Raw genomic sequence first — 12925 nt, 5'->3', positions numbered from 1 at the left:
ATCCTCCAGGCTTTATTTCGTCACGGATCCACGCTTGATTGCAAAGGCTTCGACCGCAGCCTGCGTTTCCGGCCGCAGGTTTTCGATCCCTTCATAAGGAACCCCGTAGGCCGGAGGCCCATCCGGATATTTTTCCTTGCGCGCCATATGCCGTCCGAGGATGCGGACAAATTCCTGGCCACCCCATGCACCCACCTCGGTGGAGACAGGATATTTCTCATGGGTGTCGCGATAGAGATCGAAGAATTCTGCGAGGATCGGGCTCTCGCCGGGGCCAGGCAGGTTCAGCCGCAACTTGTCTTTTACGATCGCTTTGGGTGTGCTGATCGAATAGACGATGACATGGTCCCGCCGTCCCTTGCTTTCGTCCTCAAAAAGGAGTGACGCGGACTGGTCGACCCCGTCCACCAACCTGTCTCTTGGAATGAACTGATCCGCTCCGGCAAAGCGAGACAGGGTCGTATAGAGGTCGGATACATGGATGATGTTGTTCACCATGGAGTCTGGCGCGATCATTCCGGGCCACTTGATGAAGGCATCGACCCGGACGCCACCCTCGCTGGTGTCGCCCTTGCCACCTTTGTAAATCATCGGCGTAAATCCGGATTGCGGGGCATATTTCGTGAAGTGACCGTTGTCACCCATGAGAACGACAATCGTATTGTCCGCAATGCCCAGGGTATCCAACTCGGCCATGATGTCGCCAACCCAGGTATCCAGGAGTTGCATCTTGTCAGCATAAAGACCACCGTTCGGGCTGTCTGGACCGTCCCGGCCGGTGCGTGTGTTGTCGAGCGGTATCATTGGCCAGTATTGCAGGAAGAATGGCTCGTTCTCACCCGCCAATCGGCGCAGCTCATCCAGTGTCTTGTCCTGGAATGCCTGATTCATCTCGTCATATTTCGCGGCCGTCCAGCGCTCGCCTGCTGCCATTCGAATTTCGCGGATCGGCTCACCCGGCTTGCCCTCGATAACGGTTGCCATCGCCGAGGCATCGGGCCTGAAGAGATCGTCCAGAGTGTAGGCCGGATCGAAGTCGGCAATTCCGACGGAAACCTGTTCGCGGATGGCGTCGTCGTGGAAAATCGTCAGCTGTCCCTGCTGGTGAACGGCGTGCTGTGCATAGTCGAAACCCTGGTTCATGGCCCAGCTTTCCGGGATGTCGCCCATGTGCCATTTGCCGACATGCGATGTGCTGTAACCGCCCTCGCTCAGGACTTCTGCCAAGGTCACTTCGTTGCCTGGAAGACCGAACCCGGAGATGTCCACGCTGGTGTCACCCATCCCCATGCGTACCGGCAGGCGGCCGGTCATCTGTGCAACCCGCGTCGGCGTACACGAAGGTTCGGTATACATGCGCACCATGCGCATGCCTTCGTCGGCCAACTGGTTTATGTTGGGCGTCTCGTAGCCGCGAACGGCGTTCAGCTCCGGAATGCCCATGTCACCGAAGCCCATGTCGTCAACAAGTATGCTCAAGATGTTGGGTGGTTTGCCATCGTTGCCGGCTCGGAATTGTGCCAATGCAGCGTCTACGGCCGCGTCATCCTCGGTCCATTGATCGGCGTGTTGGGCCTGCAGGATGTAAAACTCCGCATCATGTGCGATCGGGGCGTCTTGGGCCTGTGCCGAGGTGATCAACAGAGCGAATGTCATTGCCGTTAGCAGTTTTCTCATGCCTGGCTCCCACGAGGTGTTGTAAACGCAAGTTTCTGAAACTGATTGATTTTTGCTGATTTGGGGGTGTTGCAAATTGCACCGTTGCATCGCCCGGATCGGCTTTGGGACAGATTGTTCACTGAGCTGCCTCCGTTGCGGTCTCGCCTGGGGCGCTTTTCGTTGAAGCTGTGCCGGTACGGTTGATTTCGGTGTTGGGAAAGAACTCGGCCCACACGTGCCAGAACATCCCGGGGCGGACATTTTCGACCCGCGTGAGTTTTCCGGCCGGTGTTTTGCCGAAAAAATCAATGTCGGTAACTGGCGCTGCGGTATCGTTGTACCAGATGCCCAGGCTCTCGACCTTCGGGTCCCATACGACAACAAGATCCTTTCCGCCCACCTTGGCGTTGATGATATTGCCGTTTTCGATCACAAAGTCGTCCGTCCAGCACACCACATCGCCGTCTATGTCGATGCCCCAGACATAGGTCTTGTTGTGGAGGCGGTCGTCGCCGTTGCGGTTCATGTTCGAGATGATGGGTGCATTCACGCGATGCTGGCGGGAAATTTCGGATGAAAAGATGGTCTCGATAGCCAGGTCGAACAAAAACAGTATCGGGTTCTTCGAGGGTTTGTTGATGAAAACCTTGCCATCAGGATAAGCCTTTGCAAAACCACGCATTGTCATCCGGAATGTCGGCCACGGACGCATGGCAAGCTGGGGCTGAAGAGGGCAGGCCGGACCATTTTCGCTCTCTTTGCTGTCCCGGTCCCGGAAGCCGTAGATCTGCTGAACCGGTTCGCCAGTCCTGTTGTCGCGCAGGATCAGATTGTTGCCATGTTGCGCCAGCACTTCAAGGTCCAGCTCCTGCCCCTCGATTGACGGCGTATAGCCGATCCCCAGATTGGCCATGGCGCAATAGGTCATGATGACATTCTCGCCATCCAGGCCTTCCCGATTGCCGGCCAGGTGCGGACGCATGATCTGCGCGTCCGGATGTGCCCGGGCAACACCGTTGTTTTCAATGACGAGGACAGGACTTGAGGGACTGACCCATTCCATTGCTTCCTTGATGGGGAGGTACTGCGCGGTGTTCTTCTGGTTTCGGAGACCGACATGGACCCAGACATAGGGAAAGCCATAGAGGACAACGAGCAGCAGAAACGCTGCGAGCCAGAGCCAGAATGGGCCCCCGCCAACACTGAAGTGAGCCAGTGTCATGATGGCGGCACCTGCGAGACCAGCGGCTAGCAGGCGGTTTTCGTTGCGTATGAACCGGACCATGTTCGCCCGTTTCACTTTCAGAACCATCTGCGTGACGTCGCCGAGATCGCGAAAATAGAGCAGGCCGATGACAAGTGAAACAGCAAGGCCGCCATAGAAAAAGAGGTTTCCGATAACAGCCATGGCGTATTCCTCATCTCCCGGGGGCTAACGGGTTTTCGTTGTCACCGTCGCGTTGCATATCTCGACAAGGTCTGTTCCTGAGATGTCACTCGGCAACGGAACACCAAGAACTGCGCTCGGATGTCTGTTTGTGTGAACTCGGTCGACCATCCGAATAACTTGTCTGTCACTGCCAGCTTGCGAAAACTTCCCTTGTGAGCTCGCTCTCGGGACGCAGGTTCTCAATCCCTTCGTAAGGAACGCCTTTGCCGAGCGGCAGGTGTGGATGATTTGCTATCGTCAACTGATGCCGCTTGACCATGTCCTGGAAAGAGGCACCGGACCAAAGTGAATAGCCGACCTGTGGATGTTCTTCGCGCGGATCGCGGTAGATGTTGAAGACCGGTGCCGCGGCGCCGGGTTGACCCGGGGCAGGAAGATGCATCTTGAATTCCTGCTTGACCACTGACCGAAGGACAGTGCCTTCGTAAACATAAACATAATCCCGGCGCGAATTGCCTTCGCCTTCCAGGAGCAGTGCTGTCTGATCGAGGCCATCGATCACCCGGTCGCGCGGTATATAGTCCGTGGCATCGGCTATACGGGCAAACGTGGTGAAGAGGTCAGACACATGAATGATGTCGCCAGCCGCATTGCCCGGTTCGATGACGCCGGGCCAGCGAATGAAGGCGTCAGTACGTACGCCGCCTTCCAGATGTTGGGTCTTTCCGCCCCTGTAAATAAGCTGGTTGAGACCGGATGTGCCCTCGTAGTGATACATCAGTCCATTGTCAGCCATCAGAACGACTATGGTATTGTCGCGCAGTCCCAAGTCGTCGACCCTTGCCAGAAGATCTCCGATCCACCCGTCCAGAAGTTGGAGCTTGTCGGCATGAAATCCGCCATTTCGGGAAATCGCCTGATCAGGATAGACGAAGTTCAGTGGATAGAGCGGCCAGTATTGCAGGAAGAAAGGAGCATCCTCGCCGGCTAGACGCTCCAGTTGTTCGAGGATCTGACGCTGGTAGCGTTCGTTCATCTCCTCGTATTTGGCCTGGGTCCATTCTTCCCCGGGATCCATGCCGACTTCCCTTGCCTTGGCGCCGGCTTCAGCCTCGACACCGGTTACCAGTCCGTAAGGCTTGAAACGCTGGTCGATGGCGAACTGGTTGTTCTGGCCTGAGGCGTGAAATCCGAGCATGTTGTTGGCGGTCATAGCTTCCCGGGTCATCAGGCTGAGTTGAACCTGCTGATGCAACGGGAATGCTGCCCAATCGAAACCCTGGTTGTGCGGATAAGCCTGTTCGATGTCGCCCTGATGCCACTTGCCGACATGTGCGGTGTTGTAGCCCACTTCCTTGAGGATTTCGGCAATGGTGACTTCTTCCGCCGAAAGACCTTCGCCGACCAACGCTACCTTTACCTCTTCCACACCGGCGCGAACAGGATGGCGCCCGGTCAGCATGGCCGTGCGTGTGGGGGTACACGAAGGTTCCGTGTACATCCGCATCAGTGACAGACCTTCACCTGCCAGCTCGTTGATGTTGGGTGTCTCGATACCAGTGACGTAGTTGAGGGTCCGGTTTCCCATTTGCCCAAAACTTACGTCGTCGATCAGAATGTAAAGGATATTGGGAGGTCTGCCGTCATTCGCCGCACGGATCTCCTCCAGTCTCGCATCGATCCTCTGATCCTGCTCTTTCCATTCATCGCCTTTCTGAGCCAGAAGAAACGTAAACTCACCGTCACGGATGATGGGGCCATCCTGCGCGAACGAATTGGCAATTCCGATGCAGAGCATAAGTAAAAATGCGGACAATACCTTCATTTTTCCAGCACCATTGAGTTGTCTGACAAATTCATATACGCAGTATTTTGACGAATATCGATCAACTGCTATTCCATTGCTTGCTCGAAAATCAGCATTTCATTGTAAGAAATGCTGAGATGCCTTCCAGGAGCCGGTTATTTTTGTTTTTGCTGAATTGACTCTAGGGCGCATCAGCTGTTCCCATGATCGAAATTGCGAAACAGAGGCAAGGTTTCATTGGAGAGTCCGGAATTTCAAACAACACTCGTTGCGGAGTTTCTGGACGTCGACCAGTTATGTCATGACGTTCAATACTGGGACCTCCGGTTCCAGCCACTTGGCTCAATCCCGCCTGACGAAAAAATCGCACGCATTGTTCAGGGCAATATGTCCCGTTTTGAATGCACATACGCGCGGTTCCGGATGAATTTCGACCAAAGAGGCGCGCCGCCTCAAGGGAAGGTGACGTTCACGATTCCCGGTGAGAAGCTGAACGAACTCTGGTGGCGCGATCAATTCACCAGCTCAAGCGATGTTCTGGTCTATCTGCCCGAAACGGAACTCAGATCGATTTCCGCTCAGGACTTCGAGGTGTATCTGATCGCAGTTGATGTGCCTGTCATCGAGGAATACCTGGAACGCTGCGGCTTCAGGGAAATTGAGCTTGCAAGATTTCCGAGTGTCTTTCGAGCGCCTGACCACGTCCTGCGAAATGCCAGGGCGGTTCTCGGTCGGCTTGGCCGGCATCCGCGTTTTGTGGATCCATGCTCGCTCGATGCACTTGTGGAAAGGCTCGTCAGTTGCTGGGTGATGCAGACAGGTCTTCAGCCACGTCAAGTGGCGCCCAGTTCCTCGCGCTTCGTGATCGAAGAGATCCTCGCTTCGATAGCATCCGGAGACGCTGCAGACATCCGGATCTCGACCCTCTGTCAGAAGGCCAATATCTCGCGGCGCGCACTCGAAATCGCGTTCCATGACAAGTTCGGCACCGGACCGTCGGCATTCCTGAAATCCGCCCGCCTGGCGCAAGCGCGCAGGAAGCTGCAGACAGCTTCGGAAGCAGCGCGGTCCATTGCCGACATTATGGACGAGGCGGGATTTTCCCATGTCGGACAATTTGCGCTCGACTATCGCAAGATGTTCGGTGAAAGACCGTCTGATACCATGAAACGGTACTCCTGATGATTGGAAGTGTTTTCCGTTGCTGGTTCCAAATATCTGAGAGAAGCAATATTTAATTTATCGGTGCAGATATTTTGATTTGAATTTAGATTTATTGTAGTTTTGGATTTTGTTGGAAGTATTTTTTCATTTTTCGCAACCGGATATTTTTGATTGACTTAACATATCTCGTTTTTCGAATGAGCCCTGGTGTTGAAATTGTTTGCGTGACGCCTTTAACGCAGCGTTCGGGGGCACTTGACCTTGTTGCGATTGGTCGAATGTTCGACAACCCGGGATGCGCGCGGTGCGATACATTTTTTCTGACACATCTTTAGCAAATTCCATCCGCAAAGCGGCGATTCTTTCGCCGGATTTCACCGCGAGCCTTTCGTGCGCAATGCGAAGCACGAAAGGAAACGCAATGGTGGACAATCCGGTGAACACGCTGAGTTCAAGCGAGCAGCTGATCCTGGAACTCGTCAACAAGGAGAGGCAGGCAGCCGGACTGGAACCGGTCGCTTCAGCATCTCAGCTCAACGCAGCGGCTCAAAAACATTCCGAATGGATGGCGGACGGTCGACGGCTTGATCACACAGGATCGGGAGGCTCAAGCCCGTGGGACAGGATGAAGGCGGAAGGCTGGACCGAGTATCCAATGGGCGAGAATATTGCCTACAATCCTTTCAATCAGAGCCGGCCGGCGTCAGGTGAATATGTCCCCCAAAAGATCATCGAGGACATGCATACGGGTTGGATGAATTCATCCGGTCACAGAGCCAATATACTGAATGCAGGTTATACGATGCTGGGTGTCGGTGATGCCATCGGTGGGCATCCCAGTTCTCCTGATCATTCGACGAGTTATGCCACGCAGAATTTTGCCGGGACGACGAAAAACTATGTGACCGGTGTTGTCTTTGACGACGCGGACGGTGACAAGTTCTACGATATGGGTGAGGCGCTGGGGGCGGCGAAGGTAACCATCGTCAACTCGTCCGGATCGACCGTCGCCACAAAGTCGACCGACCCAGGTGGTGGTTACAGCATTGCGCTCGCCAACGGCTCCTATACGGCAAAGTTCACCGGCGCGGGTATCGACGGAACCATCGAGAAGAGTTTTTCCATCTCCGGAAAGAACGTCAAACTCGACGTCAAGGATGGATCTGAGGGCGGCGGAACGCCTCCGCCACCGGTCGGTACCGATGGCGACGACACGATCCATTATACCAACGGGGATGATTTCTGGACCAATGGGGTGCCGAAGGATATCGGCGGTGCGGGAACAGACACGCTGATCGTCAACAAGGGCTCGGTGTTCAACACGTCCGGTCTTTCCTTGTACGGCTTTGAGCGATTTCAGGGAGCGGAGAAGAATGACAGGGTGATCGGCAATGATGGCAATGTCGACTATTGGCTCAATGGCGGGTCGGGAAACGACACGCTCCAGGGCAACGCTGGTGACGATACGCTGATCGGAGGCAGCGGCAATGACCGCCTTTACGGCAAAGCCGGCAATGACACGATCAAGGGCGGCGCCGGGCGTGACGTAGTTTTCGGTGGAGCTGGAAACGACACGATCCATTACGGCAGTGGAGACGTTTACTGGGACAGCGGAGTTCCGCGCAATGTCGGCGGGGCCGGAATTGATACACTCGTTGTGGAGGCAGGATCCAGGTTCAACACCTCGGCCCTGTCAAAATACGGGTTTGAAAGGTTCCAGGGAGCGGAAAAGGACGACCGGGTCACCGGTGACGATGCGAAGGTTGCCTATGTCCTGAATGGCGGCGGTGGCAATGACTTGCTGAAGGGGGGCGCCGGAAACGATACACTGCTCGGTGGCACGGGCAACGACAGGCTCGAGCCCGGTGCGTCCGCCGGCGGGCTGCAGAAACTTTTCGGTCAGTCCGGTAACGACACGTATGTCGTCACCTCGAATGGAGGCCGGATCGACATCGTCGAACTGGCTGGCAACGGCAATGACAAGCTGATTTTCAAGGATCTCAAGAGGTCTGATGTCGATGTCTCGCTGGATGCGGACAACAAAATGGTTCTTTCATGGGATGACGGTGCGGGCCAGGTGACGGTCAATGATGCAGGCGAGTATCTGGATCAATTTGTGTTCCAGTTCGGAGCGGTCTATCAACCCGATGATTTTGCCTTGCTGTGATCTGGCAGGAAGACCCGCTCTTTCGTGGAGCGGGTCTTCCAGGGTCTGCGGTCAGGTTTCCCGATGGGCGGCGAGTTCGTTTTCGAGGCGCATTTCCTGAGCTCCGGGTGGCTGTGTCCAACCGGCAATGATCCGGTAGATCGCAGGCGTCAGGAAAAGTGTGAAGATGGTCGCAAGCCCCAAACCGCCGACGACAACCCAGCCAACCGCCGTTCTTGCCTCGGCCCCGGCACCGGTGGCCAGAACCAGTGGAATACTGCCTGCAACCGTCGATGCCATGGTCATCATCACCGGCTTCAACCGGATGCGCATTGCGTTGCGGATCGCCGTATCAACATCCTCTCCCTGCTGGCGGAGCTGGTTGGCGAATTCCACGATCAGAATACCGTTCTTCGCCATTATTCCGACGAGGATCACCAGACCGATCTGACTGTAGTAGTTGAGGCTGCCGCCGGACATCAGGATCGCCAGCAAGGCGGTCCCGAGACCGCATGGCACGGTGATCAGGATGATCAGTGCGCTGGAAAAACTCTCGAACTGGGCGCAAAGCACAAGGAAAACGATGAGAATAGCAGCGCCGAATACCAGCAAGGTTGTTGTTTCGCCCGTTTCAAGCGTCGCGGCCTCGCCGAGAAACACCAGCCGGCCCTCGCTGCCGAGAACATCCGGGGCGATTTCCCGGAGCCGGTTGACGGCAGCACCAAGGTCCACACCTTTGCCAAGATTGGCCTGGGCCGTTACTGCCCGTTCACGCGCCTCGCGGCTCAATGTGGATGCGGAAGCGGCCACCGCGAGTGTCGCAACAGAAGATATCGGCACAAATTGCCCGTTTCCGGCGCGCAGGAAGGTGTTTTCAAGATCTCCCTGGTCATTGATCGGGCGTCCGCCAAGCTCAAGTCTGACTTCGACAGATTCGTTGTTCAGAAAGATCTCGGAAGCCTTGTTGCCCTCAATGACCGTGTTGAGTGTCTCGATCACATCTCTCGGATTGATATCCAGATTGGCGGCCTGGTCACGGTCGACTTCCAACAGAAGTTGGGGCTGATTGACCTCGTTGACCAGCTGCGCATTTTCGAAAGTCGCATCGCCCTCCATCCTGGCTATCAACTCATTGGTCAGGGCACCCAGAACATCGTAGTCCTTGCCGACAACTGCGAATTGCACACCACGTCCTGCGCCGCGGATGCCAAGACTGTTCGACGCGCGCAGCGAAATGAAGGCACCCGGAATTCTGCTGACGGGTCCCTGAATTTCCGCGGCGATTTCATGTTGGCTTCGATCCCTGTTTTCCCACTGTGCCAGCCGGACGAAAACAAGTGCGAAGCTGGTCGATCTAAGTCCGATGAGGGATTGAACCGCCACGACTTCGCCGGATGCGACATATGGTTCGAGGATTTTCTCGACGCTGGCGACCTGCCGGCTTGAGTAGTCGAGGCTGGCCGTCGAGGGGGTTCGCAAGGCGACCATGATCGTGCCGCGGTCTTCGGACGGCGTGATTTCCTGGGGGAGGAAACCGTAAAGTGCCATGGAGGCACCGGCAAATGCCAGAGCGCTCGCCAGAACAAGGTACCGCGCCCTCAGGATGAAATCGATCAACGTGGCGAAAGTTGCCAGGAATGCGTTTGTGCGCGCCTCGTGTTCGCCGTCCTTGCCATTCACCTCCGGTTTCCCGGGATCGACAATGGCACACAGGGCCGGACACAGCGTCAGCGCGACGAAGGATGAAAGGGCGACGGAAAACGCCAGAACAAATCCGAACTCGCCGAAAATGCCACCTGCCTGTCCCGGCAGGAAGGAAATGGGAATGAAGACGGCGGCAAGGGTTGCCGTCGTCGAAATGACGGCAAAGAAAACTTCCCTTGTTCCAATTGCCGCAGCCGCAAATGCGCCAAGCCCTTCCTTGCGGCGGCGCACGATGTTCTCAAGCACGACAATCGCGTCGTCGACGACCATCCCGGTGGCCAGAACAAGGGCAAGCAAGGTGATGGTGTTTACCGAAAAGCCGGCAGCCCATATGGCGCCAAGCGTGCCAACGAGGGCAATCGGAACAGCGACCGCAGGGATGACAACTGCCCGAAGCGATTGCAGGAAGAGGAAGATGACGGCGACGACGATCACGATGGCCATGGCGATGCTGGAGACAACCCCAGTAATGGAGCGCTCCACGAAGACGCCGTCATCGGCAACGATGATCAGGCTGGCACCGTCCGGAAGATCATCCTGCAGACCGGCGACGGCAGCGCGCGCTGCATTCGAGATCGACAGCGTGTTGGCATGGGACTGACGGATCACATTCAGCCCCACTGAGGGCTGGCCGTTGATGCGCGTGATCACTGACGGGTCGTCGGATGTGAATTGCACGAAGGCAACATCTCCGATCACCGTTTCGCGGTTGAGGCGGATCGACGAGATGGCCTCTTCGGTTGTTGTTGAGGCCACGGACCGGACGACTAGTTCCTGGGTGCCTGTTTCCAGAGCGCCGAGCGGAATGTCCAGGTTGGCGCTGGCGAGGGCGGTTCGCATGTCGGATAGCGAAATTCCGCGACTGGCTAGCGCTACAGGGAAAAATGTAACGCGCATGATACGCGCATAGTCGCCCGCTACCTGTACTTCAGACACACCGTCGATGGCCAAAAGCCTGTCTGAAACCATGCCTTCGGCAAGCGATGCAAGCTCTGTCAGCGGGAGTGAGCCGCTGAGTGCGAGCCGAACGATAGGATCTGCGTCAGCATCGCTTTTTTGCACCGTCGGGTCCTCGACATCATCCGGCAGGTTGCGCTGCGCGCGCGATACCAGGTCGCGTGCGTCATTGGCGGCATCCGTGACGTCCGTCGAACTGCTCAGTTCCAGCGTGAGGCTCGCACTGCCGTAGGAAGATGTCGCGGAGATGTTCTGCAGCCCTTCAAGACGTGCCAGTGCATCTTCCAGGACGCTTGTGACTTCCGAATCTACGGTGCTTGCCGCGGCTCCCGGATAGGTTGCCCGGACTGAAATGACGGGCCTGGAGACATTCGGCAACTCCCGGACCTCGACTCCATTGAGCGCCGTGACTCCAGCGATGATCACCAGAAGATTGAGAACGAGCGCGAGAATGGGGCGACCGACAAAGGTTGCCGCAAAACCGAGCCGGTCCCGGGTCATCCTTTCCGGCGAAGCATCAGCCATCAACCGTCTCCGCGACTTCAACGGCTATCGAGATGCCCTGGCTGACCTTGAAGGCGCCGTCCTTGACAACGATGTCACCCTTTTTCAGGTCGGCTTCAAGCCAGACATTGTCGCCGAGGCGGTGGCGCAAGACCACGTCTATGCGCTGCGGAGAATTATCTTGGCCGAGTTTCCAGACATATGCACCGTTGGGACTCCAGAGGATGGAAATGGCCGGCACCATCGGCATCGGTTCATCCGAACTTGCGAGGCTGACACTGAATGTCATGCCCGGGAGAAGGAGGTTTTGCGGGTTCTGAACCTCCGCGCGCACGCGGACGGTTCTGAATTCCTCGTCGATGGAGCTGTCAAAGGCCGTGATTTCTCCGTTGAAGACGCGTCCGACAAGGGCAGGCGTCGTCAGACGTACCGGAACGCCTGTGCTGATCTGGCTGATTGCCGTTTCCGGGACGGTAAATTCCACAAGAAGACTGCTGGCATCGACCAGGGTAACGATCTCGGCACCCTGCGACAGGTAGCTGCCCACCGTCAGGTCGTTGAGATTGATCAGACCGGCGAAGGGCGCTTTGATGATCCTGCGGTCAAACTCGTATTGAGCCTCGGCTACCTTTGCGTTCGCGACAGCGAGAGACGCCCGTGCCTCATCGACCTGAGCTTGTGATACCGCATTGCTGCGTTGATCAAGAAGCGTCTGGTATCTGTTGTACGAAGCCGTTTGCTGCTCGAGTTCTGCCCTGGCACTGTCCAGAAGAATTTCCTGCGTTTTGCGCTCCAGCGTAACGATCGGATCTCCCGCAGAGACGTCCGTGTTCGGTTGAACATGAATTTGTTCGACCGTACCGGCAACGTCAGCGGTGACGTGGATCAGGCGAATCGCCTTGCCGGTTCCGATCGATTGAATACGGGACCTTGGAGGTGTGAAGGCAACTTCAGTCGTCGTGACGACCACGGCATTGTCGGGAAAACCTGGCTCCTGCGAGGTCTCCCGGTCCTGGGTCCGGACCGCAGAAACCTGTTCGGAACTGTTGCTCGCGGAAAAGAACAAACCGCTGTAGGAAACCCAAATCCCCAACGCAAAGGCGCATGCAAGCGCGAGGATCGATCCAGCAATTCGGTTCATAAACCAGGCTCCAGCAGCTTGCAGGCTTTTCCTTTTCTTGTTCGAACAGACCACAACGAACCGGCTCCGTGCAAGACGGAAGCTGCGTGAATTGACATAAGTTGTAGAATCGAAAATTTAAAGTTTATCGTGTTTTGATGTTTGTTTTCTGAAAATTATGCTCTTATGAAGGCGCTCTATTTGGTGCAAAATATAGATAAAATCGAATTGTTTTCTGATTTTACCTGAAAAATGTTTTTTATATTTTGAAATGTATTTGTATTTTACTTGAGGGCGCTCCCTTCGTTCCTTAGTCTGGATTTCGTGAAATGCTCCAGGGCAAGCGGGATACGGGCATCCGGGTCCCTTTTTGCAGATACGGAGCTCAATGGCATTTGTGCCTTGGAAGCGGGGCCTTGTCGTTGTGGCCGGGGCTCCACCTGCGTTGCGTTTCATGGGTCTGACAAACATAAA

General features: G+C 56.0%; 7 protein-coding genes. 2 read left to right on the top strand and 5 right to left on the bottom strand.

All coding sequences use genetic code 11. From position 1 onward, the window contains the following. Positions 1-12: 12 nt before the first annotated feature. The 3 genes from ACO6TI_RS25055 to ACO6TI_RS25045 all read right to left on the bottom strand — a co-directional run bounded on the left by ACO6TI_RS25055 (position 13) and on the right by ACO6TI_RS25045 (position 4874). On the bottom strand, positions 13-1677 hold the full coding sequence (locus ACO6TI_RS25055; RefSeq protein WP_422383603.1) for a sulfatase-like hydrolase/transferase: 1665 nt from the start codon (positions 1675-1677) through the stop codon (positions 13-15). 118 nt (positions 1678-1795) lie between these two features. After that, positions 1796-3067 (bottom strand): DUF3179 domain-containing (seleno)protein, encoded by a 1272-nt coding sequence (locus ACO6TI_RS25050; RefSeq protein WP_422383602.1) that lies wholly within the window; start codon positions 3065-3067, stop codon positions 1796-1798. Positions 3068-3233: 166 nt separating this feature from the next. Beyond that, entirely contained in the window at positions 3234-4874 is a 1641-nt protein-coding gene (locus ACO6TI_RS25045; protein ID WP_422383601.1) for a sulfatase-like hydrolase/transferase, read from the bottom strand. A 219-nt stretch (positions 4875-5093) separates the two neighbouring features. On the opposite strand from ACO6TI_RS25045, the gene ACO6TI_RS25040 reads away from it, so the two are divergent. Beyond that, positions 5094-6038, top strand: a complete 945-nt coding sequence (locus ACO6TI_RS25040) for a helix-turn-helix domain-containing protein (RefSeq protein WP_422383600.1) — start codon at positions 5094-5096, stop codon at positions 6036-6038. 403 nt (positions 6039-6441) lie between these two features. Further along, positions 6442-8187: a CAP domain-containing protein gene (locus ACO6TI_RS25035; RefSeq protein WP_422383599.1), complete on the top strand. Its 1746-nt coding sequence runs from the start codon at positions 6442-6444 to the stop codon at positions 8185-8187. 51 nt (positions 8188-8238) lie between these two features. Here the strand turns inward: ACO6TI_RS25035 and ACO6TI_RS25030 are convergent, their stop codons facing one another. Together ACO6TI_RS25030 and ACO6TI_RS25025 are read right to left on the bottom strand one after the other, a co-directional pair. Then, positions 8239-11352: an efflux RND transporter permease subunit gene (locus ACO6TI_RS25030; protein ID WP_422383598.1), complete on the bottom strand. Its 3114-nt coding sequence runs from the start codon at positions 11350-11352 to the stop codon at positions 8239-8241. Beyond that, complete coding sequence (locus ACO6TI_RS25025) at positions 11345-12472, bottom strand: efflux RND transporter periplasmic adaptor subunit (RefSeq protein WP_422383597.1); 1128 nt, start codon at positions 12470-12472, stop codon at positions 11345-11347. The genes ACO6TI_RS25030 and ACO6TI_RS25025 overlap by 8 nt, the downstream gene beginning before the upstream one ends. Positions 12473-12925 lie beyond the last annotated feature (453 nt).

This window comes from Roseibium album (assembly GCF_965233825.1).
GTDB classification, from domain to species: Bacteria; Pseudomonadota; Alphaproteobacteria; order Rhizobiales; family Stappiaceae; genus Roseibium; species Roseibium album.
Note: the sequence above shows the minus strand (reverse complement) of the source record. Positions and strands in the feature narration are given on the sequence as shown.

What these genes read in the sequence shown, in the direction of transcription:
- ACO6TI_RS25055 (WP_422383603.1), bottom strand. Translation starts at nt 1,677, where the DNA reads ATGAGAAAACTGCTAACGGCAATGACATTCGCTCTGTTGATCACCTCG.
- ACO6TI_RS25050 (WP_422383602.1), bottom strand. Translation starts at nt 3,067, where the DNA reads ATGGCTGTTATCGGAAACCTCTTTTTCTATGGCGGCCTTGCTGTTTCA.
- ACO6TI_RS25045 (WP_422383601.1), bottom strand. Translation starts at nt 4,874, where the DNA reads ATGAAGGTATTGTCCGCATTTTTACTTATGCTCTGCATCGGAATTGCC.
- ACO6TI_RS25035 (WP_422383599.1), top strand. Translation starts at nt 6,442, where the DNA reads ATGGTGGACAATCCGGTGAACACGCTGAGTTCAAGCGAGCAGCTGATC.
- ACO6TI_RS25030 (WP_422383598.1), bottom strand. Translation starts at nt 11,352, where the DNA reads ATGGCTGATGCTTCGCCGGAAAGGATGACCCGGGACCGGCTCGGTTTT.
- ACO6TI_RS25025 (WP_422383597.1), bottom strand. Translation starts at nt 12,472, where the DNA reads ATGAACCGAATTGCTGGATCGATCCTCGCGCTTGCATGCGCCTTTGCG.